Consider the following 24,618-nt stretch of genomic DNA (forward strand, 5'->3'; position numbering starts at 1 on the left):
TGCCGGATGACGCTAGCCGGTGCTGCGCCGGAACGGATCGTGCTCGCGCAACTCGTCGACGTACGCGTGGATATGCTCGGTCTCGCGTGCGAGAAAATGCGCGACCGCATCGGAGAACGCCGGATGCGCGAGCCAGTGCGCGGAATGCGTGACGGTCGGCAGGAAGCCGCGCGCGAGCTTGTGCTCGCCCTGCGCGCCGCCTTCGAACGTATCGAGCCCGGCCTCGATGCAGAATTCGAGCAGCTGGTAGTACGCCGTTTCGAAATGCAGGCAGGGCACGTGCTCGAGCGCGCCCCAGTAGCGGCCGTACAGCGTGCCACCGCCGTTTGCGCCGCGCCGGTAGACGGCGAGCGAGCTCGCGATCGGCCGGCCGTCGGCTTCGGCGATCACGAGCAGCAGGTTCTCCGGCATCGTCGCGCCGATCGCGCGGAAGAAGTCGAGATTCAGGTACGGGCTCGAGTAGTGTTCGCGGTAGGTCTGCCGGTAGCAGCGCGAGAAGAAGCGCCAGTCGGCATCGGTGATCCGGTCGCCGGTGAGCCGCCGGAACGTGACGCCGGCATCGCGCACCTTGCGCCGTTCGGCGCGAATGTTCTTCCGTTTCTTCTGCTCGAGCGTGGCGAGGAAGTCGTCGAAGTCGCGGTAGCCGTCGTTGAGCCAGTGGAACTGCACGCCTTCGCGCAGCATCATCCCCATCGATTCGAGCAGCCGCGCTTCGTCGCCGGTCGGGAACAGCACGTGCAGCGACGACACGTCGCTCTGCTCGGCGAACGCGAGCAGCGTGGCCGCGAGCCGGCGGCGCGCGTCGTCGTCGGCCGCGAGCAGGCGCGTGCCCTGCACGGGCGTGAACGGCACCGCGCACAGCAGCTTCGGATAGTAGGACAGGCCGTTGCGCTGGTACGCGTCGGCCCATGCCCAGTCGAACACGTATTCGCCGTACGAATGCTGTTTCGCATAGACGGGCGCGGCGGCCGCGAGCCGGCCCGTGCGCGAATCGGTCAGCGTGACGAAGTGGGGCGACCAGCCGGTGTCGTCGACCGCGCAGCGCGCGACGTGCAGCGCGTCGAGGAATTCGTGGCGCAGGAACGGCGTCGGCTGCGCGTCGCGCTCGAGCAGCGCGTTCCATTCTTCGGCCGGCACTTCCGCGGGGGACGACAGGATGCCCGTGCGATAATCGATGCGTTCGTGTTTCAAGCGTGAATCCGTACTGTTGGATGCCGCCGGATGCGTGCCGCCATGGCCCGCGTCCGGGACGATTTCGTCAGCCGTTCAGGGCGCGCCGCCGGGCTGCGCCGATCCCGTCATGAAGACCCGACTCGCTCTCGCCCAGATCAACGTCACCGTCGGCGATTTCGCCGGCAACGTCGCGCGGATCGTCGCGGCCGCCCGCGCCGCGCACAACGATGGTGCGCAACTGATGGTCGCACCCGAACTCGCGCTGTCCGGCTATCCGCCGGAAGACCTGCTGCTGCGGCCCGCGTTCTACGCGGCGGCCGCTGCCGCGCTCGACACGCTCGCCGACGCGCTGCGCCCGTTCGACGGGCTCGCGGTGCTGGTCGGTCACCCGTTGCGGGGGCCGGGCAGGGGGCCGGGCAGCGGTGCGGGCAGCGACCCCGGCGACGATGCACGCGCGCCAGCCGTCGATGGTAATGCAAACCGCCCGATCGAGCGCGGCGTGCCGCCGGCCGATACCTACAACGCGGTGTCGCTGATCGTCGGCGGCCAGATTGCCGGCACCTACCGCAAGCAGGATCTGCCGAACGCCGACGTGTTCGACGAGAAGCGCTATTTCGCGACCGACGCCCAACCGCTCGTGTTCGAGTTGAACGGCGTCAAATTCGGCGTGATCATCTGCGAGGACGCATGGCATGCGTCGGCCGCGCAGATCGCGAAGGCCGCAGGCGCGCAGGTGCTGCTGATCCCGAACGGTTCGCCGTACCACATGAACAAGGAGGCGCTGCGCATCGACATCCTGCGCGCGCGGATCCGCGAGACCGGGCTGCCGATGGTGTACGTGAACCTCGTCGGCGGCCAGGACGAGCTCGTGTTCGACGGCGGCTCGTTCGTGCTCGACGCGCAGGGCGCGCTCGTCGCGAAGATGCCGCAGTTCGACGAAGGGCACGCGATCGTCGAATTCGACGGTGCCCACCCGCTGCCCGGCGCGGTCGCACCCGCGCTGCCGGTCGACGCGCAGGTCTATCGCGCGCTCGTGACCGGCGTGCGCGACTACATCGGCAAGAACGGTTTTCCCGGCGTGCTGATCGGGCTGTCGGGCGGCGTCGACTCGGCGCTGGTGCTCGCGGTCGCATGCGACGCGCTCGGCCCCGAGCGCGTGCGCGCGGTGATGATGCCGTCGCGCTACACGGCCGACATCTCGACCACCGATGCGGCGGAGATGGCGCGGCGCGTCGGCGTGCGCTACGACGAGATCGCGATCGCGCCAATGTTCGACGCGTTCCGGGTGGCGCTCGCGGACGAATTCGCGGGCCGCGCGGAGGACGCGACGGAAGAGAACATCCAGGCGCGCATCCGCGGCACGCTGCTGATGGCGCTGTCGAACAAGTTCGGCTCGATCGTGCTGACGACCGGCAACAAGAGCGAGATGGCGGTCGGCTACTGCACGTTGTACGGCGACATGGCCGGTGGCTTCGCGGTGATCAAGGACATCGCGAAAACGCTGGTCTACAGGCTGTGCCGCTATCGCAACGCGACCGCCGACTACGCGCAGCGCGACGTGATCCCCGAGCGGATCCTCACGCGCGCGCCGTCGGCCGAGCTGCGCGAGAACCAGACGGACCAGGACAGCCTGCCGCCGTACGACGTGCTCGACGCGATCATGCGGATGTACATGGAAGAGGACCGTCCGCTCGCGGAGATCGTCGCCGCCGGTTATGCGGAGGCCGACGTCGCGCGCGTGACGCGGCTCATCAAGATCAACGAATACAAGCGCCGCCAGGCGCCGATCGGCATTCGCGTCACGCATCGCGCGTTCGGGCGCGACTGGCGCTATCCGATCACGTCACGCTTTACCGAGCGTCTCGACTGAGCGGTGCTGGGCCGTACGCGGCCGGCCGGCTTACAATCGGGATCGCGATTGTGCATCCAAACGAGCATTGAGGGACAACCATCATGAAACGCATCACCGCCATCATCAAGCCGTTCAAGCTGGACGAAGTCCGCGAAGCGCTCGCCGAAGTCGGCCTCACGGGCCTGACCGTAACGGAAGTGAAGGGCTTCGGCCGCCAGAAGGGGCACACCGAGCTGTATCGGGGCGCCGAATACGTCGTCGACTTCCTGCCGAAAATGAAGATCGAGGTGGTCGTCGCGGAAGCGCAGGTCGACCAGGTGATCGACGCGGTCATCGGCGCGGCGCGCACGGGCAAGATCGGCGACGGCAAGATCTTCGTGTCGGACGTCGAGCGCGTGATCCGCATCCGCACCGGCGAAGAGAACGAAGCGGCGGTCTGAGCGCCGCATTCGGCCGCTCCGGTCGCTCGGGCCGCGGTCGCACGATTCCGGCCCGCCAATAAAAAACGGTGCGATACCCGGTTGGGTACCGCACCGATACGCGCCTCTCGCAGCAGCGTGGAAAGTGTTGTCGAATCGTTCTCTGGGCGGCGCCTGATCAGAACAGGTGCTGGATGCCGGCGTAGACGCCGGTCTGGCTGCCGCCCGGATGCGGGTTGCCCGTCGACACGGCGGTGCCCGCACCGTTCGCGTTCAGGCCGAAGTTGGCCGTCGAGCTGTTGCGCACCGTCGCGACCTGCAGGTCGAACAGCGTGCGCTTCGAGATGTTGTACGAACCGCCGACCGTGTAGATGTTCGCGTTGCCGCCGCCGTGGTTCGCATTCACGTGGTACACGGCTGCGATCAGCGCGGCCGCCGGCGTGGCCTGCCACGTCACGCCGCCCCAGACCTGCTGGGTGCCGGTGATGCCGTTGTTGACGGCCGGGCCGCCGCTGCCGTCCGCGTGCGACGACTGATAAGCCGCTTGCAGCTTGAACTGGCCGAGGAACACGTTCACGCCCGCGAAGTATTCACGCGAGTAGTTGAACACGTCGGAGAAGCGGCCGTTGCTGTCGCGCGTTTCGTCGTAGATGCCGCGCAACTGGAACAGCGAGTTCGTGTACGTGACCTGCGCACCGGCCGCACGGCCCGGCTGGCCGGCCGTCGTGTTGCCGTTGAAGCTGGTCGAGTTCGAGAATGCGAACTGGCCGTAGAAGTCGAGGCCGTAGAACTGCGGCGACTGGTACGACACGTTGTTGCTGGTCTTGTTCCAGTTGCGGCCGCGCACGAGCGATGCCGACGACCAGCTCGACTGGCCCAGCGGATCGAAGTCCCACACGCCGTTCGCGATCGCGAGTTCGCGACCCAGCAGCAGCGTACCGTAGCGGTCGTTGGAGATGCCGACGGTCGCGAAACGATCCCAGATCGAGCCGCTCGTGCCGAGCCCGCCGTTCATCGTGTTGAACGCGCCTTCGAGGTGGAACAGGACCTTGTTGCCGCCGCCGATGTCCTCGCTGCCCTTCAAGCCCCACAGGCTCGTGCCCCAGTCGCCGCTTTCCGCGCGCACTTGGTGGCCGTTCTGCAGGCCGTTCAGGTACTCAAGGCCGGCATCCAGGCGACCGTACAGCGTGACGCTGCTCTGCGCGTGCGCCGTCACCACCCCAGCAGCCATCAGCGCGGCCGCGACCAAAGCTTTCTTCATCATCTCCTCCATACCCTGTCAAAAAGTCAACCCAGACTGCACGAGATGCCCGGCGCTGCGAGCGTCGGGCAAAAGCGAAAAGCGGGATAACCAGGGAGACCTCGTGCAGGCCGGTAAGCGCGGCACGGGCAAGCGGACGGAAGAACCGTTGAGCGGCCCGCGCGGCCGGGTCGGCTTGCGGGGTCTCCTTGTTGTGTCGTGAAGCTAAACTACATTTCACGAACTTCGTTTTGCTACTTTGGTTACTAATTTAGCAAAAATACAATTTTGTGGCGATGGAAATCGTTGTTTGACTAACACGTGTCGCCAATTTGCCATGCAACAGAGTGCGCGACGATGGCCGGGAGGGCCGCCGGTTCCCGGAAACCCTTGTCCGGCAAGGCAGACACGGATTCGGCTGGGTTGGGTCAAGGATTGCCACTATTGACGTTGCCGAGGCGCGAGCGTAAGCGTCGGGGAAGCGAAATTGGTAAGTATTTCGTAATAATGCGGGCGTGGCCCAACGACGCCGGGCCGCGTCTGCAACGACGCTGAAACGCTTGCGCGGCATGAGCTGTTGACCGCGGGCGCCGGGCTGCGGCTGCCGAAGGCGCTCGCGCGCATCGCCGTGGACACCGGCTGCGGGCGGTTCGAGAGCGTGCTCGACTGGAACGAGCCGGCGATCCGCTTCTACGAAAGCGTCGGCGCGACGCCGCAGAGCGAATGGGTGCGCTACCGGCTCGCGGGCGATGCGCTGCGCGCGTTCGCGGACGGCGCGCCGGTGGACGCCGCGTAAACGCGAAACGGGCGCCGCCCGGCGCCCGCTCGTGTGTCGTACCGCTGTGTCGTACCGCGTCGCGCGCGTTACTTGAGGCTGCCCGACAGGAACCCGCGCAGGCGCTCGCTCTTCGGATTCGCGAACACCTCGGACGGCACGCCTTCTTCCTCGACGCGCCCCTGGTGCAGGAACATCACGTGATTCGACACGTTGCGCGCGAAGCCCATCTCGTGCGTGACGACGATCATCGTGCGGCCTTCCTCGGCCAGCTTCTGCATCACCTTCAGCACTTCACCGACGAGCTCCGGGTCGAGCGCCGACGTCGGCTCGTCGAACAGCATCACGTCGGGATGCATCGCGAGCGCGCGCGCGATCGCGACGCGCTGCTGCTGGCCGCCCGACAGGTGCGACGGATATTGCTTCTCGACGCGCGGCGCGAGGCCGACCTTCTCGAGATACGCGCGGGCGCGATCCTCGGCTTCCTTCTTCGGGATGCCGAGCACGTTGACGGGCGCTTCCATCACGTTCTCGATCACGTTCATGTGCGACCAGAGATTGAAGTGCTGGAACACCATCGACAGCTTGGTGCGCACTCGCTGCAACTGCTTCGAATCGGCCGCGCGCAGCGCGCCCGTCTTGTCGGCGGTGGTGCGCACCTCCTCGCCGTCGACGACGATGCGGCCCGCGTTCGGCTGTTCGAGGAAGTTGATACAACGCAGCATCGTGCTCTTGCCGGAACCGGACGAGCCGATCACGCTGATCACGTCGCCCGAGTTCGCCTTCAGCGACACGCCCTTGAGCACCTCGTTGTCGCCGTACCGCTTGTGCAGATCGTCGACGAAAAGCTTCTGAGTCTGGGAATTCATATAGTCCTGCGAAAACTTACTTGCCCTGCGGGCGCAGATACGCGAGCCAGCGACGCTCGGCCTGGCGGAACAGCCACACGAGCATGAACGAGATCGTGAGATAGAGCAGCGCGGCGATGCCGAATGCATGGAACGACATGTAGGTCGCCGAGTTCACGTCGCGGGCGATCTTCAGGATGTCCGGCACGGTCGCGGTGAACGCGACGGTGGTCGCGTGCAGCATCAGGATCACTTCGTTGCTGTAGAGCGGCAGCGCGCGGCGCAGCGCGGACGGCAGGATCACGCGGCGATACATCGTGAAGGTGGACATCCCGTATGCGCGCGCGGCTTCGATCTCGCCGTACGAGGTCGCCTTGATCGCGCCCGCGAAGATCTCGGTGGTGTACGCGCAGGTGTTCAGCGTGAACGCGAGCAGCGTGCAGCGCATCCCGTCGCGGAAGAACGAATCGAGCAGCGGCGTGTCGCGCACGAACTGCAGGCTGTAGAGGCCGGTGTAGCAGAGCAGCAGCTGCACGTAGAGCGGCGTGCCGCGGAACACGTACGTATAGAGCCACACGGCGCGCGACAGCCACTTCTTCTTCGACACGCGGGCCACCGCGAGCGGCACCGACAGGCAGAAGCCGAGGCCGATCGACACGACGAGCAGCCACAGCGTGATCGCGACGCCGGTGGTCCGGAAGCCGTCGGTGTAGAGGTAGTTGCGCCAGTATTCTTGGATGAGTTCGATCATAGGTCAGCCTTGCGGACACCGGTCGAGTAGCGCTTTTCGAGCCACATCAGCACGAAGTTCGAGATCGTCGTGATGGCGAGGTAGACCGCACCGGCGATCAGCGTGAAGAAGAAGAACCGCAGCGTGCCCTTGCCGGCGTCCTGCGACGCCTTCACGACGTCCGCGAGGCCGATGATCGATACCAGCGCGGTCGACTTCACCAGCACCTGCCAGTTGTTGCCGATGCCGGGCAGCGCGAAGCGCATCATCTGCGGGAACATGATCCGCGCGAACACCTGCCAGTTGGTCATCCCGTACGCGCTGCCGGCCTCGAGCTGGCCGCGCGGCACCGACAGGAAGGCGCCGCGGAAGGTCTCGGTGAAGTACGCGCCGTAGATGAAGCCGAGCACGAGCACGCCGGCGAGGAACGGGTCGATGTCGATCTGGTCCCAGCCGAGCGCGTCGGTCGCGGAGTTCAGCCAGATCTGCAGGCTGTAGAACAGCAGCAGCATCAGCACGAGGTCGGGTACGCCGCGGATCAGCGTCGTGTAGACGGTGCCGACGCCGTTCGTCACGCGGTTGCGCGACAGCTTCGCGCCCGCGCCGAGCAGGCCCAGCAGGAACGACAACGCGAGCGAAAGCACCGCCAGTTTGACGGTTTGCCAGGTGCCTGCGAGGATCAGCGGGCCGTAACCTTGTAGAAACATAGAGTGGTCCCTGGTGTGGTCCCTGAGGGCGCATGCGGTGCACCGCGAAATACGCGCCCGCCAAGCTGCGCGGAACGCCCCGTGCGTATCATGACCGTCCGCCCCGGCAACGGTGCCGGGCCCGCCCGTCGCGCGAGCGGCGGGCAAGGGGGCGGGCGGCGCGTGGTTGACTGCCTGTGCTGCCGGACGCGGGGCCGCCCCCGCATCCGCTTCCCGTCATTGTCGGCGCTCAGCGAGCCGAGTAGACGCTGAACGAGAAATACTTGTGCGACAGCCGGTCGTACGTGCCGTCCTTGTGCATGTCGGCCAGCGCCTTGTTGATCCTCAGCTTCAGGTCCGTGTCTTCCTTGCGCAGGCCGATCGCGGTGCCGTCGCCGATCGTCTTCGGATCCTTCACTTCCGGCCCGGCGAACGCGAAGCCCTTGCCGCGCGGCGTGCGCAGGAAGCCGTAATCGGCCTGCAGTTCATCCTGCAGCGTCGCGTCGAGGCGGCCCGAGCCGAGATCGGTATAGACCTGGTCCTGGTTCTGGTAAGGGATGACCGTCACGCCCTGCGGTTCCCAGTACGCCTTCGCGTAGGTTTCCTGCGTCGAGCCCTGCTCGACGCCGACGTGCTTGCCCTTGAGCGATGCGACCGTCGGCAGCAGCGGTGAGCCGGCCTTCGCGATCATGCGTGCCGGTGCGTCGTACACCTTGTCGGAGAAGTCGATCTGCTCGCGGCGCTTGTCCGTGACGGTCAGCGACGACACGATGACGTCGTACTTCTTCGCCTTCAGCGCGGGGATGATCCCGTCGAGATCCTGCGCGATCCACACGCACTTCACGTTGATCCGCTTGCAGATTTCCTTGGTGAGATCGACGTCGAAACCGACGATCTCGCCGCTCGGCGCGGTCGACTCGAACGGCGGGTAGCTGGCATCGACACCGATCCGCACGGTCTTCCACTCCTTCGCGAAGGCGCTGCCCGCCACGAGGGCGAGGGCGGCGCACAGGGCGGCCTTCTTCATTTCCATCCTTTTGTCGCTCACTTCCGGGGGGCGCTCGCGGCCGGTCGGGCCGGGCGCCGCGTATTCTAGACGGCCAAAATTCGTGTTTCGGCGCGCTGGCAACGGCGCTCGCCGGACGGGCGAACGCCAAAAGGGCGGTATTTTACCCGAACGCGATACCCGGAAAACGGCAATCCGGCGCGACCGATCGATTCTTCGAATCGGCCGTTGCGGCAATCGTGGTATTCGCAACGAGTATTGCGCGCATTGGATTCGTGAGCGCAACGATGCGGTGCGCGGGCGGCGGATTGTGGCCGGATGGGGGTGGGCCTAAAGTACAGGTAAACCCGAAAAAGAATCGCCGCCCGCCGGAGTGCCCCCATGTTCCAGATTCGCCGCGCCGCCGACCGTTGCCACACGCGTCAAGGCTGGCTCGAATCGAGCAGCAGCTTCCCGCTCGCCGGCCATGCCGGGGCCACACATCCGCCATTCGGCGCGCTGCGCTTGCTGAGCGAGGACCGGATCGCACCCACGCGCGGCTTCGGCATGCAGCCGCGCCGTGACCTGGAGATCGTCACCTACGTGCTGGACGGCGCGCTCGCGCATCGCGACAGCCTCGGCAACGGCGCGATCGTGCGGGCCGGCGGCATCCAGCGGATGAGCGCTGGCACGGGGCTCATGCATAGCGAAACCAATGCGTGCTGCGACCGGCCGCTGCATCTGCTGCAGATCTGGCTGCAGCCGGCCGAGCGGGGCGGGCGGCCCGGCTATGCGCAGCGGCGCTTTGCCGACGACGAGAAGCGCGGCCGGCTGCGGCTCGTCGCGTCGCCCGACGGCAGCGACGGTGCATTGTCGGTCCGTGCGGACGCGCGGATCTTCGCGGGGCTGATCGATGGCGACGAGGAGACGGTTTTCGGCGTGCCGGCCGGGCGCAGCACGTACGTGCACGTGGCGCGCGGCGACCTGGAGGTCAACGGCCACGCGCTGGCCGAGGGCGACGGCGCGCGGATCGCCGGCGTGGACGCGGTTGCGTTCGCCCGCGGCCGGGCGGCCGAGGTGCTGCTGTTCGACGTCGCCTGAAATGAAACGGGGGACGCGGCGCCGAGCGCGCGCGTCCCCCGCGGTGCCGCCCGGGAGGCGGCCTGCCGGCTTACTGCGCCGGCGCCGACGCGCCCTTGGCGGCGCGGTGCTGCTGCCAGCGTTCCTTCATCGTCTCGTGGCGCTGCTCCATCCGTGCGAACTGCTGCTTGAGCGCCGTGCTGACCGTGGTTTTCTGCTGGTCGTTCAGCCCGTTGTAGAAGGTGAGCCACGCGGCCGAGCTTTGCTCGCGCAGTTGCGCATTCTGCTGCTCGGCCTGCTGGCGGGCGGCGTGCATCGCGTTCAGGTCGAGGATCGGCTGGTTCTGCTGCGCCTTGAATTGCTCGCGCATCTGCTCGTGGCTCTTGCGCATCGCTTCATGGTTCTGCTTCATGGTGTTGACGGCCGTCTGCCACTGCTGTTCCTGCGACGCGTTGAGCTTCAGCTGGTCGTGCAGCTTCATGATCACGCCGAACGGGCCGCCGTCATGGCCGCCGTGCATCTGGTGCATGCCGGGGCCGCCCGGCGGCGGCATGTCGTTGGGTTGTGCGGCATGCGCGGTGCCGAATGCGAGAGCGAGCACGGTGGCGGCCGCAATGGCCACGCGGGAAGTCTTCTTATACATTTCAGAAACTCCTTGTATCAAAGGTCCGGCGATGCGGGTCGCGGTGATTCGTGTCCGCATCCGGTAAGACGCAGGTTAGCGGCGCGGGTCCGCGCCGGTGTTACGCGGGGTGGCCGGCGGGTTACGGCGCATTACAGTTCCCTTGCGCCGTAACCCGCAGTAACCCTTTCGTCCCTTTGTTTCGTTCTTCGACGCCACACTCGCGCGGTAAACTTCAGCCATGACTACCCAGATCCTCATCGTCGACGACGACCAAGAACTCCGAGACCTGCTGCGCGACTATCTCGTGCGGCAGGGGATGGAAGTGTCCGTGCTGCACGACGCGGCGACGCTCGAGAAGCGCCTCGAGCGCGAGCGGCCCGACCTGATCGTGCTGGACCTGATGATGCCGGGCGTGGACGGCCTCACCGCGCTGCGCCAGTTGCGCGCGGCCGGCGACGACATCCCCGTGATCATGCTGACCGCGCGCGCGGACGACGTCGACCGCATCGTCGGGCTCGAACTCGGCGCGGACGACTATCTCGGCAAGCCGTTCAACCCGCGCGAGCTGCTCGCGCGCGTGCAGGCCGTGCTGCGCCGCCGCCGGGCGACGCCGTCGGCGGCGGCGCCCGAGCAGCGCGAGCCGTTCGCGTTCGGCCGCTTCGTGCTCGACTTCCAGGCGCGCACGCTGTCGGTCGACGGCAAGCCGGCGACGCTGTCGAGCAGCGAATTCGCGCTGCTGAAGATTTTCGTGAACCATGCGCTGCGCACGCTCACGCGCGAGCGGCTGCTCGAGCTGCTGCACGGGCCCGAGTACGACGGCACCGACCGCGGCATCGACGTCCAGGTATGGCGCCTGCGCCGCATCCTGGAAACGGATCCGTCCGCGCCGCGCTTCATCCAGACGGTCCGCGGGCGCGGCTACGTGTTCGTGCCCGACGGCGAGGCCCATGCGCAAGCCCATTGATTCACTGTTCGGGCGGCTGGCGCTGCTGGTCGTCGGTGTTCTGCTCCTGTCGCACTTCGCGTGGTTCTTCGCGATGCGCATCGAGCGCAGCCAGATGCAGACGCGCTACGCGGTCGAGGAGGCCGCGTTCCTCGTCGACGCGGTGCGCCAGCACGTCGAGCGCACGCCCGATCAGCCGCTGCCGTCGCGGGTGCGGCTCGTGCCGCCGGGCAGTCCCGACGTGCCGAAGGATGCCGACACGAACCTGCCGGCGCCGCTCAAGCGCTTCCGCGATGACGTGAGCGAGCGGATGCCGCACGGCACCCAGGTCGAGATCGGCGCGCCGGGTCATCCGCCGGTGCTGTGGGTCAAGGAGCCGACCGACCCTAACTGGATCGTGGTGCCGGTGCAGCCGCTGCGGCCGCCGCGCTCGCTCGACCGGATGCTGCTGTGGCTCGGCACGATCTTCTCGGCCGGCGTGATCGCCGCGCTGTTCGCGGCCTGGCAGTTGCAGCAGCCGCTGCGCTCGCTGGCGCGCGCGGTCGCGCGCTTCGGCCGCGGCCAGCCGGTGCCGCCGGTGCGCGAGCGCGGCCCGCGCGAGCTGCGGCAGCTCACGCGCGGCTTCAACCAGATGGTGGAACAGGTCTCGCAGGCCGACAGCGACCGCGCGGTGATGCTGGCCGGCGTCGCGCACGACCTGCGCACGCCGCTCGCGCGGATGCGCCTGCGCGCTGAAATGATGGACGACGCGCGGCTGCGCGACGGCGTCGTGCGCGATGTCGACTCGATGTCGCACATCGTCGACCAGTTCCTCGCGTTCGCGCACGGCGGCGCGGACCGCAGCGAGCCCGTGCCGGTCGACCAGACCTGCGAGCGGATCGCGCGCAGCTATCGTGCGGTCGCACCGAACGCGCCGGCGGTCCAGACGCATCTCACGGCCGACGCGGGCTTCCGCCTGCCGACCGCGACGCTCGACCGGATCCTGTCGAACCTGTTGGACAATGCACATGCGTACGGCGCGCCGCCGGTGCTGGTCGAGACGGCGCGCACGCCGACCGGTTATGTGCTGTCGGTCAGCGACAGCGGCGGCGGGATTGCGCCGCGCGACCTGGCGGCCGCGACGCGGCCGTTCGTGCGGCTCGACCCCGCGCGCGGCGGGAACGGCCACAGCGGGCTGGGGCTCGCGATCGTCGAGCGGCTCGTGCTGAGGCAGGGCGGGACGTGCGAGATCGGCAACCGTCCCGAGGGCGGCCTGCGCGTGGCGATGACGTTCCCGTTCGACGTGGTGCCGAAGGACGAACTTCACGCACAGGCAGCGTAAGAAGCGGCGCCTGCCGGGCAGGCGCCGCGCGGCATCATTCGCCGAACAGCGAGCCGAGCGTCTCGGCGGCGTTGCTGTCGACGGTGTTGTAGGTCACGCTCGTGGCCTCGAAGATATAGACGGTCGTATAGCGGCCGAGGCGCTCCAGGATTTCCTCCTGCAGTGATTCCGGCACGACGTTCATGTTCAGGTACCACGCCGTCGACGACAGCCGGGTCTGGAACGACCCGTATTCCTGCATCAGCTCGTAGAACGCGTCGGCGTCCTGATCGCGGCAGACGATCACCAAATTTCCTGCCATTCCCTTCCTCCAGCTGGTCGGTCAATCCCCGGGGCCGTTGGTCGGCACACCGCAGGGGCTAGCCCCGATCATACCTGCTTCGCCGCGATCGTCCGCTGACGTCCGGCATGGTTTGCGCCCGTGTGCGGCTGGCGGGTTCCCGGCCGGCCCGGATCACGGCATAATTCGGGGCCTGCACGCTGGCCGAACGACTGCGGCCGGGCTGCACCGCCCCGCGCGCCGCCGTCCGCCCGCGCGCCGGGCACGATCCACACACCGCCCACGCGTCGCGCGGCGCCATACTGGCCCCGGACGGTTGTATCTGAAATACAGGTTGGTGTAGTGTCGTGCCGTCGCGGCCGACTCGCCGTGCCGGGGCGCAGCTTGCCCGCACGGCGCGTCGCGCCGGCGTGACATCGTGAATCAATCGAATTACCGCGTCGAATTACCGCGCCCGTGCGCTTTGCCATGAATCAACATCGTCTGCCGGCTTCGTTCGGCCTTACCGGGGAGGGCGCCTGATGGACGTCGGATTCTTCAATCCGAACCGGACCGCCAACGCGTCTGCGTGGCGCGTTCTGCCGAACCGGTGGGACTTCATCGCATTCCCGCTGATCATCTGCCTGATCGCGATGGCGGTCGTCGGCTTTCATGAAACGATGGCGCCGATCGGGACCCTTCAGACCCAGAAGATTTCGCTCGATCCGTCGAACCTGCCCGAATACGCGTTGCGCACGACGCTGCGGATGCTCGCCGCGATGGTCGCGTCGCTCGTGTTCACGCTGGTCTACGGTACGCTCGCCGCGAAAAGCCGCCGCGCGGGGATGGTGCTGATCCCGATCCTCGACATCCTGCAGTCGGTGCCGGTGCTCGGCTTCATCTCGTTTACGGTCACGTTCTTCCTCGCGCTGTTCCCGAGCCGCGTGCTCGGCGCCGAGCTCGCGGCGATCTTCGCGATCTTCACGAGCCAGGCGTGGAACATGACGTTCAGCTTCTACCAGTCACTGCGCACGGTGCCGCGCGACCTCGACGAAGTGTCGCGCGGCTTCCACCTGACGTCGTGGCAGCGCTTCTGGAAGCTCGAGGTGCCGTTCTCGATGCCCGGGCTGATCTGGAACATGATGATGTCGATGTCGGGCGGCTGGTTCTTCGTCGTCGCGTCGGAGGCCATCACCGTCGGCAACCAGACGATCACGCTGCCGGGGATCGGCGCGTATCTCGCGCAGGCGATCTCGGACAAGAACTTCGGCGCGATCGGCTGGGTGATTCTCACGATGACCGTCGTGATCCTCGCGTACGACCAGTTCCTGTTCCGCCCGCTGATCGCGTGGGCCGACAAGTTCCGGATGGAGAACACCGCGTCGGGCGATGCGCCGCAATCGTGGCTGCTCGACCTCGTGCGCCGCACGCGCCTGATCCATCAGCTGCTCGTGCCGGCCGGCTGGTTCTTCGCGAAGGCCGCGCGGATTCCGCTGCGCCTGCCGCTGTCGGGCAGGATGCGCTTCACGCTGCCGAAAGTCGAGAAGAAGGCGTCGCGCACGGTCGACATCGCGTGGTCGGGCTTCGTGCTGATCGGCACGGCCTATATCGTGTGGCGCGTCTTCAGCTTCGTCGCGACCGGCGTGACGATGGCCGACGTCGGCCACGTGCTGGTGCTCGGGCTCATCACGCTGCTGCGCGTGGTCGTGCTGATCACGATCGCGTCCGTGATCTGGGTGCCGATCGGCGTGCTGATCGGGCTGCGTCCGCGGCTGGCGGAGAAGCTGCAGCCGCTCGCGCAGTTCCTCGCCGCGTTCCCGGCGAACCTGCTGTTCCCGGTGTTCGTGATCGTGATCGCGCGCTTTCACCTGAACCCCGACATCTGGCTGTCGCCGCTGATCGTGCTCGGCACGCAGTGGTATATCCTGTTCAACGTGATTGCCGGCGCGACGTCCTATCCGAACGACTATCGCGAAGCGGCGACGAACTTCCGGATCCGCGGCTGGCAGTGGTGGCGCCAGGCGATCCTGCCCGGCATCTTCCCGTACTACGTGACCGGCGCGATCACCGCGTCGGGCGGCGCGTGGAACGCGAGCATCGTGTCGGAAGCGGTGCAGTGGGGTACGACCAAGATCGAGGCGCACGGCCTCGGCGCGTATATCGCGCAGACCACGGCCGCCGGCGACTTTCCGAAGATCATCCTGGGCATCGCCGTGATGTCCCTGTTCGTTACCCTGTTCAACCGCCTGCTTTGGCGCCCGCTGTATGCCTTCGCCGAAGCGAAGCTGCGGCTCGACTGAGACCGATTGAGAGCGAAACGCGATGCACAATCCGAATGCTGTAAACGCCCCCGTCCAGACGTCCCAGCCGCCGCGCCTCGGCGATGAAATCCTGCGTGTCGATCACGTCTGCCGCGGCTTCAACAAGACGCAGGGCGAATTGCTCGTGCTCGACGATGCGAACCTGTCGTTGCGCGAAGGCGAGATCGTCGGGCTGCTCGGCCGTTCCGGGTCGGGCAAGTCGACGCTGCTGCGGATCATCGCCGGGCTGATCGAGCCGACCGGCGGTGAAGTGACCTATCTCGGCAAGCCGCTGCGCGGCCCGGCCGAAGGCGTCGCGATGGTGTTCCAGACCTTCGCGCTGTTCCCGTGGCTGACCGTGCTGCAGAACGTGGAAGCCGGGCTAGAAGCGCTTGGCGTCGGCGCACGTGAGCGCCGCGAGCGCGCGCTCGCCGCGATCGACCTGATTGGTCTCGACGGCTTCGAGAACGCGTATCCGCGCGAGCTGTCGGGCGGCATGCGCCAGCGCGTGGGCTTCGCGCGCGCGCTCGTCGTCGATCCGACGATCCTGCTGATGGACGAGCCGTTCTCGGCGCTCGATGTGCTGACGGCCGAAACGCTGCGTACCGACCTCCTGGATCTCTGGACGCAAGGCCGGATGCCGATCAAGTCGGTGCTGATCGTCACGCACAACATCGAGGAAGCGGTGTTCATGTGCGACCGGATCCTCGTGCTGTCGTCGAACCCGGGCCGCGTGATCGCCGAGATCAAGGTGCCGTTCAAGCATCCGCGCAACCGGCTCGACCCGGCCTTCCGCAAGCTGGTCGACGATATCTACGCGAAGATGACCGCGCGCCAGACCGGCGAGGCGACGAAGAAGGGGCTGGAGCTCGGCAGCTGGCTGCCGCAGGTGTCGACCAACCTGATGGCCGGCCTGATCGAGACGCTCGCGATGGCGCCGTACCACGGCCGCGCCGACATGCCCGAAATCGCGCGCACGCTGCATCTGGAAGTGGACGACCTGTTCCCGATCGCCGAAGTGCTGCAGTACCTTGGTTTCGCCGACGTGCGGGAAGGGGACGTATTCCTGACGCCACCGGGGCGCGTGTTCGCGGAATTCGGCACGCAGGAGCGCAAGCTGATGTTCGCGGATCATCTGCTCAAGCACGTGCCGCTCGCCGCGCGGATCAAGAAGGTGCTGAACGAGCGCCCGGGCCATCGTGCGCCGCGCGTGCGCTTCGAGCAGGAGCTGGAGGATTTCCTGTCGGACGGCGCGGCGGAGGAAACGCTCGACGCGGTGATCGACTGGGGCCGTTACGGCGAGATCTTCTCGTACAACGACCAGACCGAAATCTTCAGTCTCGAGGACGTCGAGTCCTGAGGCCAATGGGCCGGGCCGTGCGGCCCGGCATCCGCCTGCGCCGCGCTGGGGTCACGCGCCGCGCATCGCATCGTTACTGCAAGTTGCCCCACCGGTCGACGGCCGGTTCGGCAGACGCCCACTTCCAGTGCGTACCTTGCTGGCACGCATTCGCGAAATACCAGTCGGCCTTGTCGCCGTCCTTCACCGAGAACGCGAATTCCTTGCACAGCGCAAGCGCCGTCGAGTACGCACGCGTGACGCGCACCTCGCCTTCGCCGTTTTCCAGCGGCAGCGTGTTCTTCACCTTCCACGGCTTGACTTCACCGACGGCCAAGCTGCCGGCCGCCTTCGCGATCGCATCCTGCTGGTTCTGATGGAGCTGCTTCATCGTGCGATTGACGGCTTCGTCCGTCGCCGCCTGCACGGCAATGCCGACACCGACGCCGATGGCCGGATTCGCGGTGACGAGGCCCGTCGCCGCGCCGGCGAGCGCGCCGCTCGCCGCGCCGACCGACCCGCAGCCCGACAGCGCGGCGCTGGCTGCGCACAGCGCGCCGATCGTCGCGATACGGATCGCGATGCTCATTGCAGCGCGCCCCAGCGTTCGGTCGCCGGCTCCGCCGACGCCCATTTCCACACGGGACCGTCGCGGCAGATCGTGGCGACATAGAACGCCGACTGCGCGGCCTTGTCGGCCTTCGCGGGCGTGTCGACCGCAAACACGATTTCCTTGCAGTCGAGCGGACCGACGCTGATCATCCGGCTGACCGTCACGCGGCCCTGTTCGTCGTCCTCGATCGGGAACGAATGGTGCGTCGACCACGGCGCGACGCCGCCGACATCGAGCGGGGCCGCCGCCTTCGCGATCTGTTCCTGCGTGTAACGGTGTGCGACGCGCTGCGAGTACTGCACGCCTGCACGCGCGCCGGCCACGGCGCCGAGGCCGATGCCCGTCGCGACGGCGGCGTTGTTGGTGACCTTGGAGGCGATCGCGGCGCCCGCGATACCGGCGCCGGCGGTCGCGCCTTCGCTGTACAGCGAGTTGCAGCCGGACAGCAGTGTGGCCGTGGCGAGTGTGGCCAACACGATGCGCGCCGTCATGGCCCGGCGCGGCGGTTCGAAACGTGTGTTCATCCCTGAGTGCAAGTCCTGTCTGGGTGAGCGGCGACGCATGCGCGCCCCCTTGCCGCGTCATTGTTTCGCAATTGTCATAGGAAAACTGCAAAGCTTTGACAAATCGCGCTGGCGGCTCCGCGCATACGCGCCGCGGTATTGTCGGGCAGACGATTGGAGAGGGGTCGAAACGTTACAAATTGAAGGTAATTGTTACCTTCGCATGCGAGGAAGCGGCCTAGACTGTTTTGTTATGGAATGTTTCTACGACGGCTCCGAGCCGCGCTGCCTATGAGACACCCAGCCATGCGCCGTTCGAAACGGTTTTCTCCCCGGCCGCCCGATGCGGGCGCCGAGCGTCAGCGTCCGCAGCCCGACGCGCCCGCCGCACCGCCTGCCGGCGCGCCCGGCGAGACGCCGGCCGACGGCGATCACAACCAGGGCGGCGCACGCCCGGAAGGGCTCGACTATCAACGCGATCTCGGTCAGGAGCAGGACGCTTGATCCTGTCGCCGTTGCATTCCGCTGCCGCATTTCATTGCGCTCTTTGTTGCATCGCTCACATCTGAATCGCCGCGCGACTGCCTGCGGGCCGTCGCGTCCGCCTTGGCGCGCGTCGCGCGTCAACCAATCGAATCGAGGAGGGGAAGCCGCATGAGCAGATTGATCGTGGTATCGAACCGTGTCGCCGCCGGCGAGGACACACGCCCGAGTGCAGGTGGTCTCGCGGTCGGCGTGATGGATGCGTTGAAGGACACCGGCGGTGTATGGTTCGGGTGGAACGGCGAGATCGTCGGTACGCCCGACGCCGCACCCGCGATCCAGCGGGACGGCAACGTCACGTATGCGACCGTCGGGCTGACCCGGCGCGACTACGATCAGTACTACCGCGGTTTCTCGAACGCGACGCTGTGGCCGGTGTTCCATTACCGCGGCGATCTCACGCGCTTCGACCGGCAGGAGTACGCGGGCTATCTGCGCGTGAACGCGATGCTGGCGAAGCAGCTCGCCGCGCTGCTGCGGCCCGACGATCTGATCTGGGTGCACGACTATCACCTGCTGCCGTTCGCGCATTGCCTGCGCGAGCTCGGCGTGAAGAACCCGATCGGCTTCTTCCTGCACATTCCGTTTCCGTCGCCCGACATGCTGCGCGTCGTGCCGCCGCACGAGGAGCTCGTGAAGTTCATGTGCGCGTACGACATCGCGGGTTTCCAGACCGATGCCGACAAGCAGGCGTTCACCGACTACATCGAGCGGCGCGGCATCGGCGCGGCGAGCGACGACGGGATGCTGCATGCGCACGGCCGCGTCGTGAAGGTCGCCGCCTATCCGATCGGCGTGCATCCGGATGCGATTGCCGAGGCCGCCGTCCAGTACGGCTCGCGCAAGCCGGTGAAGATGCTGCGCGACGCGCTCGACGGCCGCAAGCTCGTGATGAGCGTCGACCGGCTCGACTATTCGAAGGGGCTCGTCGAGCGCTTCCAGTCGTTCGAGCGGATGCTCGCCAACGCGCCGGGGTGGCAGGGGCGCGTATCGCTCGTGCAGATCGCGCCGCCGACCCGCTCCGACGTGAAGACCTATCAGAACATTCGCGAAACGCTCGAAGGCGAGGCCGGCCGCATCAACGGCCGCTTCTCGCAACTCGACTGGACGCCGATCCAGTACCTGAACCGCAAATACGAGCGCAATCTGCTGATGGCGTTCTTCCGGATGTCGCAGGTCGGCTACGTGACGCCGCTGCGCGACGGGATGAATCTGGTCGCGAAGGAATATGTCGCGTCGCAGGACCCGGCCGATCCGGGCGTGCTCGTGCTGTCGGAGTTCGCCGGTGCGGCGGCCGAGCTGACCGGCGCGCTGCTCGTCAATCCGTACGACCTGTCGCAGATGGCCGACGCGCTCGAGCGCGCGCTGTCGATGCCGCTCGCGGAGCGCCAGGCGCGACACGAAGAGAACCTCGCGCGGCTGCGCGAGAACAACCTGTCGGTCTGGCGCGACACGTTCGTCGCCGACCTGCGCAGCGTCGCGGCGGCCGCGTCGGTCACGCAGCGCGCGGGCCGGCGGGCCGCGCATGTCTGAACGCGTGGAGGAGGGCGGCGCGGCGGACGAAGCGTCGGCCCGCTTCTTCGTCGTCACGGGCGGCCCCGGCTCGGGCAAGAGCACGTTGCTCGATGCGCTCGAACGCACCGGTTTCGTGCGCTCGCACGAGGCCGGGCGCGGCGTGATCCGCGACCAGATGGCGATCGACGGGCCGGCGCTGCCGTGGCGCGACCGGGCCGCGTTCGCCGAGCAGATGCTGAATTGGGAGATGCGTTCGTACCGTCTCGCGCACGATGCGCGCGCACCCGTGTTCTTCGACCGCGGCGTGCCGGACGTGATCGGCTACCTGCGGCTGATGGGCCTCGCCGTGCCCGCGCATGCGGAGGCCGCGGCGCGGCGCTTTCGCTATCACCGGCGCGTATTCATCGCGCCGCCGTGGCCCGAGATCTACGCGCAGGACCCCGAACGGCGGCAGGATTTCGCTGAGGCCGTGCGTACCTACGACGCGATGGTCGACTGCTATACGGCGTACGGGTATCGGCTGATCGAACTGCCGCGTGCGAGCGTGAAGGCGCGCGTGCGCTTCGTGATGGACGCGCTCGACGCCGCATGACGCGCGCACGCGGCGCGCGGCGGCGTCAAGTCGCCGCGTCCGGGCGTGGCGACGTGATGCGCAGCATGCTGACCACCGCGGCGATCGCCGCGAACACCGTGGCGACATAGAGCGCGATCGTCGGACCGTGGTCGGGCGCGAGCCCGAAAATCAGCGCGACGAGCGCGGCGCCGAGGGTCTGGCCAGTCAGGCGCGCCGTGCTCAGCATACCGCCCGCGCCACCGCTGCGCTCGCGTGGCGCCGACGACAGCATCGCGCGGTTGTTCGGCGACTGGAACAGCCCGAAGCCCGCGCCGCACAGCGCCATCCGCCACACGATGTCGACCGTGCCCGGGTGCGCGCCGATCGTCGCGAGCGACAGCAGGCCGGCCGCGAACAGCGCAAGCCCGATTCCGCCGAGGATGCCGGCCGAGTAGCGGTCCGACAGCACACCTGCGAGCGGCGCGGCGAACACGATCACGAGCGGCCACGGCGTCATGTAGAGGCCGGTTTCGACCTGCGAGAAGCCGAGCGAATTCTGCAGCCAGAACGGCAGCGCGACGAATGCGAGCATCTGCGACGTGAACGACGCCATCGACGTATAGATCGACAGCGCGAACATCGGGATACGCATCAGGTCGACCGGCAGCAGCGGCGCCGGCTGCGACAACTGGCGCTTCACGAAGAAGTAGCCGACGACGAACGCGACGGCCAGCTCCGCCGCGACATAAGCGTGGCGTTCGCCGTGGCCGAGCCCGTCGACGGCCGTGATCAACAGCCCGAATACGCATGCGTTCATCAGCGCGCTCGGGTAATCGTACGGCGCGTCGTGCAGCGGGTTGGCCGGCAGCGCGCGCACGCTGCCGAGTACCGCGGCGATGCCGATCGGCACGTTGACCGCGAACAGCCACGGCCACGACGCAAACGACAGGATCGCCGATGCGACCGTCGGCCCGATCGCCGACGACAGCGCGACCACCATCGCGTTGATCGACAGCCCGCGCCCGAGCATCGACGACGGGTAGATCATCCGCACCAGCGCCGCATTGACGCTCATGATGCCGGCCGCGCCGAACCCCTGGATCACACGCATCACGGCCAGCATCGGCAGCGAGCCGGCGAGCGCGCAGCCGAGCGACGCGGCGGTGAAGAGCGCAAGCCCCGCGATATAGATGCGGCGATAGCCGACCCGCTCGCCGAGCGACGCGAGCGGCAGCAGCGTGATCGTGACCGCGAGCTGATACGCGTTGACGATCCAGATCGAGGAGGCATTGGACGCGTGCAGGTCGCGCGCGATCGTCGGCAGCGCGACGTTCGCGATGGCGCCGTCGAGCACGGCGAGCGTGATGCCCAGTGCGACGCAGACGATCGCCCAGTAGCGTTGCGGAAGCGGCAGGCCGGTATCGGCGTTCATGGCGGGAGCGAAAGCGTGGTTGTCCGCGCGCCCGCGCGTCGGTTGTGTGCGCAACCATGCTTGCGGGTCGAGGCGGCGGTGAGTGGCCCGGCCGGCCTGGCGGCGCCGGCGCGGGACCGATCGAGTGTATCACCGGGCCGCATCGCGCGACGCCGACGCACCCAGGGGCCGCCGGCCGGCGCGCGCATTCAGCCTTCGAAATCGAGGCCGCCGAGCCGCACGAGCGGGTCGGCCTGCGTGCGCGACGCGAGATCGATGTCGCGCGCGCTTTGCCACGCGCCCAGTTTCTTCGGCAGCGCGGCCAGGTAGTGCTCGAAGCGCTGCGGACCGTCCGGCTCCATCAGCCGCTCGATCTCGTCGGTGTCCCAGGTCAGCTCGAGATTCAGCGGATGCACGAAGCCGCTCACGTGCTCGTGCGGCGCGCTGCGGATCCGCACGCGCGTCGGTTGCCCGTGCCCGCCGTACGGGACGACGTCGGCCTGGACGTGATCGGCGAAGAAGGCGGCGATCGCCCGCGCAATGCGCGGCGCGAATTCGGTATCGAAACGTCGGGCGGTTTCGGGCTGCATGAACGCGTCTCCTGTGGGCCGAAAATCGTAGCACGGCCGTACCGCGTTTCGGTGTGCGTGATACCCGTAATGGCGCGTTACCACTTGCTGCATCTATTACGGCCGCGTCCCGCCACAATGCATCGCATCCAGTACCACTTCGCGTGGGAGTCCATGATGAAAAAAATTGCCGCTGTATGTGTCCTCGCCGGTTCGCTCGCCGTGGCGGGCCCGGCGTCCGCGCATGGCCGCGACGGGGGCGCCGTCATCGGCGCGCTGATCGGCGGCGCGGTGCTCGGCGCGATCGTGACGTCCGCGATGAATCCGCCCGTCGCGTACCAGGCGCCCGTGTATCAGGCGCCTGCCTATCAGCCGCCGACGTACTACCAGGCGCCGGCCTACCAGCAGCCGGCTTATCCGAGCTACCAGCAGGCGCAGTACCAGGACGGCGGCCCGAACTATTGCTACGACCGCTATCAGCGCGCGTATGTGTGCGGCGCGCCCGTGTCAGGCGGCTATGCGCAGCCGGCCGGCTGGTGAGCGGGCGGGTGCTCGGGCTCGGCGCCGCATGATCGGCGCCGGCTGAGCGCCGGTACGCAAGATGACAAAAGGAAAGGCCCTCGCGTGTTGCGAGGGCCTTTGTCATGTCGGGGATCCCGTTTTTGCACCCCCATCCAGCGGCGGTGCCGGGGCCGCGTGCGGATACAAACGGTTGCAATTCGATCCGCGGGATCAGCCGGTTCAGTGGCGATGGCCGCCGTCGCCGCGCCCGCCTCCGCCTTCGTTCCAGTCGCCCCGACGTCCGCCGCCGCGTCCCCAGCCGCCATGGTCACCGCGATCGCCGCGATCGCGATCCCAGCGGCGGTGGCCGCGATCCCAGTCGCGCCCGCCGCCTCCGCCCCATATATTGACCGTGCCATAGACGGGGGCGGCCCCGTAGGCCGGCCCGTACGCGTAGCCGGGATCCGAATAGTAGGGCTGTCCGTAGCCGTATCCGTATCCGGCGTCCGGGCCGACGACGCAACCGGCCAGCAGCGTGGCGACGCCGGCGGCGGCAATGAGCTTCAGCATGATGTTCTCCGTGAGTTCTCCTATAAGTACCGCGCGCGGGGATCGCCGGCTGTTTGCAATTGTGTCGTCAAATTACAGCGCCGTAAGGTCTTGCGACCAAAGTGTTAGCATCCAGGGCCTATTTTGTTTATCAGGAGCACATCGATGAAATTCGCGATCCGGGCCGCCCTGGCCGCCTTGTGCGTGACGACCGCCGCCGCCTGCGCGGCCGGGCCCGCATCGGCGCCCGCCGTGCCGGCCGAGTCGATCAAGATGTTCCCGCAGCCGGCGGCCGGCCAGCAGCGCGCTGTGATCGCGCTGCCCGCGCTCGAGAACGAAGGCGACGCGCGCGTCGAACTGATGATCGGCAAGACGCTGCAGACCGACTGCAACCAGCAGTGGTTCGGCGGCGAACTGACCGCCGAGGACGTGAAGGGCTGGGGCTATACGTACTATCGGCTGACCGACGTGAAGGGGCCGGCGTCGACGCTGATGGCCTGCCCGGGCCAGGCGCCGCAACAGCGGTTCGTGCAGGTGCGGAGCGACGGCCAACTGCTGCGCTACAACAGCCGCCTGCCGCTCGTCGTGTACGTGCCGGACGGCTTCGACGTGCGCTACCGTGTGTGGCGTGCGTCGAAGGACGTGCAGCACGCCGTTACGCAGTAAGATCCCGCGCGGTCATGCCGGGCGCTTGCCGCCGGCCGGCCGTGCGTGGTTTCGCGGGTTCTTTCCGGGGCCCGCCGTTAGCCGCCGCGCGCGCCCGCGAGCGCCGGCCACGCGGCCAGCGCGGCTTGCGCGACTGCTTCCAGATCGCGCTCGACGATATCGACGCGACGCTGAACGTGAACGTGCGCGCGGTGATCGTCGCGTCGCAGGCGGCCGCGCGGCATCTCGCGGAGGGCGGGCGCATCGTGTCGACCGGCAGTTGCCTCGCGACGCGCGTGCCCGATGCGGGGATGAGCCTTTATGCGGCGAGCAAGGCCGCGCTGATCGGCTGGACGCAGGGGCTCGCGCGCGATGTCGGTGCGCGCGGCATCACGGTCAACATCGTGCATCCCGGGTCGACCGATACCGACATGAACCGGCCGATGGCGAGCATGCCGATGCGCAGCGTGCGCGGATGGCGATTCAGCAGTACGGAAAGGCTGAGGACGTGGCTGCACTCGTCGCGTTCGTCGTCGGGCCGGAAGGGCGATCGATTAACGGGACCGGGTTGACAATCGATGGCGGTGCGAATGCGTAAAGGCCGATGCCCGGCGTGAGTTGGCCGGGTGGTGGTGTGTGTT

Annotated in this window: 25 protein-coding genes and 2 pseudogenes; 14 read left to right on the forward strand and 13 right to left on the reverse strand. The window is 67.6% G+C overall.

The features are described from left to right. Positions 1 to 12: 12 nt before the first annotated feature. Positions 13 to 1,191, reverse strand: a complete 1,179-nt coding sequence (locus tag SB786_RS12790; RefSeq protein ID WP_410727772.1) for a GNAT family N-acetyltransferase — start codon at positions 1,189 to 1,191, stop codon at positions 13 to 15. A 109-nt stretch (positions 1,192 to 1,300) separates the two neighbouring features. Here SB786_RS12790 and SB786_RS12795 point away from each other — a divergent pair, with 109 nt between their 5' ends. Next, positions 1,301 to 3,043, forward strand: coding sequence for an NAD+ synthase (locus SB786_RS12795; RefSeq protein ID WP_410727773.1), 1,743 nt, complete (start codon positions 1,301 to 1,303; stop codon positions 3,041 to 3,043). A gap of 83 nt (positions 3,044 to 3,126) precedes the next feature. Further along, a complete protein-coding gene (locus SB786_RS12800; protein WP_006398637.1) occupies positions 3,127 to 3,465 on the forward strand; it encodes a P-II family nitrogen regulator in 339 nt (112 codons plus the stop codon). Positions 3,466 to 3,622: 157 nt separating this feature from the next. On the opposite strand, the gene SB786_RS12805 is transcribed toward SB786_RS12800, so the two are convergent. Further along, positions 3,623 to 4,708 (reverse strand): porin, encoded by a 1,086-nt coding sequence (locus SB786_RS12805; protein ID WP_410727774.1) that lies wholly within the window; start codon positions 4,706 to 4,708, stop codon positions 3,623 to 3,625. A 559-nt stretch (positions 4,709 to 5,267) separates the two neighbouring features. Here SB786_RS12805 and SB786_RS12810 point away from each other — a divergent pair. Next, positions 5,268 to 5,480, forward strand: a pseudogene (locus SB786_RS12810) (GNAT family N-acetyltransferase); the annotation flags it as partial. A gap of 68 nt (positions 5,481 to 5,548) precedes the next feature. Here SB786_RS12810 and SB786_RS12815 read toward each other — a convergent pair. The 4 genes from SB786_RS12815 to SB786_RS12830 all read right to left on the reverse strand — a co-directional run bounded on the left by SB786_RS12815 (position 5,549) and on the right by SB786_RS12830 (position 8,750). Beyond that, the gene (locus tag SB786_RS12815; protein WP_166724205.1) at positions 5,549 to 6,328 is read right to left on the reverse strand and encodes an ABC transporter ATP-binding protein; all 780 of its coding nucleotides are present in this window, start codon (positions 6,326 to 6,328) and stop codon (positions 5,549 to 5,551) included. Positions 6,329 to 6,344: 16 nt separating this feature from the next. Beyond that, positions 6,345 to 7,058: an ABC transporter permease gene (locus SB786_RS12820; RefSeq protein WP_410727775.1), complete on the reverse strand. Its 714-nt coding sequence runs from the start codon at positions 7,056 to 7,058 to the stop codon at positions 6,345 to 6,347. Beyond that, positions 7,055 to 7,744 carry an ABC transporter permease gene (locus tag SB786_RS12825; RefSeq protein ID WP_410727776.1) on the reverse strand — a complete coding sequence of 230 codons (690 nt, stop codon included), beginning with the start codon at positions 7,742 to 7,744 and terminating at the stop codon, positions 7,055 to 7,057. The genes SB786_RS12820 and SB786_RS12825 overlap by 4 nt, the downstream gene beginning before the upstream one ends. Before the next feature lie 229 nt (positions 7,745 to 7,973). Continuing rightward, entirely contained in the window at positions 7,974 to 8,750 is a 777-nt protein-coding gene (locus SB786_RS12830; RefSeq protein ID WP_410727777.1) for an ABC transporter substrate-binding protein, read from the reverse strand. A gap of 360 nt (positions 8,751 to 9,110) precedes the next feature. Here SB786_RS12830 and SB786_RS12835 point away from each other — a divergent pair, with 360 nt between their 5' ends. Next, on the forward strand, positions 9,111 to 9,809 hold the full coding sequence (locus SB786_RS12835) for a pirin family protein (RefSeq protein ID WP_410727778.1): 699 nt from the start codon (positions 9,111 to 9,113) through the stop codon (positions 9,807 to 9,809). Positions 9,810 to 9,879: 70 nt separating this feature from the next. On the opposite strand, the gene SB786_RS12840 is transcribed toward SB786_RS12835, so the two are convergent. Beyond that, positions 9,880 to 10,431 carry a periplasmic heavy metal sensor gene (locus tag SB786_RS12840; protein WP_212100187.1) on the reverse strand — a complete coding sequence of 184 codons (552 nt, stop codon included), beginning with the start codon at positions 10,429 to 10,431 and terminating at the stop codon, positions 9,880 to 9,882. 220 nt (positions 10,432 to 10,651) lie between these two features. On the opposite strand from SB786_RS12840, the gene SB786_RS12845 reads away from it, so the two are divergent. Both SB786_RS12845 and SB786_RS12850 read left to right on the forward strand, forming a co-directional pair. Further along, positions 10,652 to 11,377 (forward strand): response regulator, encoded by a 726-nt coding sequence (locus SB786_RS12845; RefSeq protein ID WP_012364426.1) that lies wholly within the window; start codon positions 10,652 to 10,654, stop codon positions 11,375 to 11,377. After that, entirely contained in the window at positions 11,361 to 12,677 is a 1,317-nt protein-coding gene (locus tag SB786_RS12850; RefSeq protein WP_410727779.1) for an ATP-binding protein, read from the forward strand. Before SB786_RS12845 ends, SB786_RS12850 begins: the two co-directional genes overlap by 17 nt. Before the next feature lie 34 nt (positions 12,678 to 12,711). Here SB786_RS12850 and SB786_RS12855 read toward each other — a convergent pair whose 3' ends face one another. Further along, positions 12,712 to 12,978 (reverse strand): hypothetical protein, encoded by a 267-nt coding sequence (locus tag SB786_RS12855; RefSeq protein ID WP_410727780.1) that lies wholly within the window; start codon positions 12,976 to 12,978, stop codon positions 12,712 to 12,714. A 500-nt stretch (positions 12,979 to 13,478) separates the two neighbouring features. On the opposite strand from SB786_RS12855, the gene SB786_RS12860 reads away from it, so the two are divergent. Beyond that, positions 13,479 to 15,236 carry an ABC transporter permease gene (locus SB786_RS12860; protein WP_410727781.1) on the forward strand — a complete coding sequence of 586 codons (1,758 nt, stop codon included), beginning with the start codon at positions 13,479 to 13,481 and terminating at the stop codon, positions 15,234 to 15,236. A 22-nt stretch (positions 15,237 to 15,258) separates the two neighbouring features. After that, positions 15,259 to 16,596: an AAA-associated domain-containing protein gene (locus SB786_RS12865; protein ID WP_410727782.1), complete on the forward strand. Its 1,338-nt coding sequence runs from the start codon at positions 15,259 to 15,261 to the stop codon at positions 16,594 to 16,596. 73 nt (positions 16,597 to 16,669) lie between these two features. On the opposite strand, the gene SB786_RS12870 is transcribed toward SB786_RS12865, so the two are convergent. Both SB786_RS12870 and SB786_RS12875 read right to left on the reverse strand, forming a co-directional pair. Continuing rightward, positions 16,670 to 17,164, reverse strand: coding sequence for a hypothetical protein (locus tag SB786_RS12870; RefSeq protein ID WP_410727783.1), 495 nt, complete (start codon positions 17,162 to 17,164; stop codon positions 16,670 to 16,672). Beyond that, positions 17,161 to 17,712, reverse strand: coding sequence for a hypothetical protein (locus SB786_RS12875; RefSeq protein ID WP_034177115.1), 552 nt, complete (start codon positions 17,710 to 17,712; stop codon positions 17,161 to 17,163). The genes SB786_RS12870 and SB786_RS12875 overlap by 4 nt, the downstream gene beginning before the upstream one ends. Before the next feature lie 285 nt (positions 17,713 to 17,997). Here SB786_RS12875 and SB786_RS12880 point away from each other — a divergent pair, with 285 nt between their 5' ends. The 3 genes from SB786_RS12880 to SB786_RS12890 all read left to right on the forward strand — a co-directional run bounded on the left by SB786_RS12880 (position 17,998) and on the right by SB786_RS12890 (position 20,341). Continuing rightward, a complete protein-coding gene (locus SB786_RS12880; protein ID WP_410727784.1) occupies positions 17,998 to 18,195 on the forward strand; it encodes a hypothetical protein in 198 nt (65 codons plus the stop codon). Between the two features lie 150 nt (positions 18,196 to 18,345). Next, positions 18,346 to 19,767 (forward strand): alpha,alpha-trehalose-phosphate synthase (UDP-forming), encoded by a 1,422-nt coding sequence (gene otsA / locus SB786_RS12885; protein WP_410727785.1) that lies wholly within the window; start codon positions 18,346 to 18,348, stop codon positions 19,765 to 19,767. Then, on the forward strand, positions 19,760 to 20,341 hold the full coding sequence (locus tag SB786_RS12890; RefSeq protein ID WP_410727786.1) for an AAA family ATPase: 582 nt from the start codon (positions 19,760 to 19,762) through the stop codon (positions 20,339 to 20,341). Before otsA ends, SB786_RS12890 begins: the two co-directional genes overlap by 8 nt. A 25-nt stretch (positions 20,342 to 20,366) precedes the next feature. Here the strand turns inward: SB786_RS12890 and SB786_RS12895 are convergent, their stop codons facing one another. Next, a complete protein-coding gene (locus tag SB786_RS12895; protein WP_410727787.1) occupies positions 20,367 to 21,734 on the reverse strand; it encodes an MFS transporter in 1,368 nt (455 codons plus the stop codon). A gap of 188 nt (positions 21,735 to 21,922) precedes the next feature. Continuing rightward, a complete protein-coding gene (locus tag SB786_RS12900) occupies positions 21,923 to 22,303 on the reverse strand; it encodes a DUF5594 family protein (RefSeq protein WP_175696672.1) in 381 nt (126 codons plus the stop codon). 117 nt (positions 22,304 to 22,420) lie between these two features. Between SB786_RS12900 and SB786_RS12905 the strand changes: the two genes are divergently transcribed. Then, positions 22,421 to 22,822: a hypothetical protein gene (locus SB786_RS12905; protein WP_041491238.1), complete on the forward strand. Its 402-nt coding sequence runs from the start codon at positions 22,421 to 22,423 to the stop codon at positions 22,820 to 22,822. A 201-nt stretch (positions 22,823 to 23,023) separates the two neighbouring features. Here SB786_RS12905 and SB786_RS12910 read toward each other — a convergent pair whose 3' ends face one another. Further along, on the reverse strand, positions 23,024 to 23,353 hold the full coding sequence (locus SB786_RS12910) for a hypothetical protein (protein ID WP_410727789.1): 330 nt from the start codon (positions 23,351 to 23,353) through the stop codon (positions 23,024 to 23,026). A 144-nt stretch (positions 23,354 to 23,497) separates the two neighbouring features. On the opposite strand from SB786_RS12910, the gene eco reads away from it, so the two are divergent. Together eco and SB786_RS12920 are read left to right on the forward strand one after the other, a co-directional pair. Further along, positions 23,498 to 23,998 carry a serine protease inhibitor ecotin gene (gene eco, locus SB786_RS12915; protein WP_410727790.1) on the forward strand — a complete coding sequence of 167 codons (501 nt, stop codon included), beginning with the start codon at positions 23,498 to 23,500 and terminating at the stop codon, positions 23,996 to 23,998. Beyond that, positions 23,941 to 24,575 (forward strand): annotated as a pseudogene (locus SB786_RS12920) (SDR family oxidoreductase); the annotation flags it as partial. The gene eco and the pseudogene SB786_RS12920, both read left to right, overlap by 58 nt. Positions 24,576 to 24,618 lie beyond the last annotated feature (43 nt).

The sequence above is a fragment of the Burkholderia sp. SIMBA_062 genome (genome assembly GCF_046534765.1).
GTDB lineage: Bacteria > Pseudomonadota > Gammaproteobacteria > Burkholderiales > Burkholderiaceae > Burkholderia > Burkholderia ambifaria.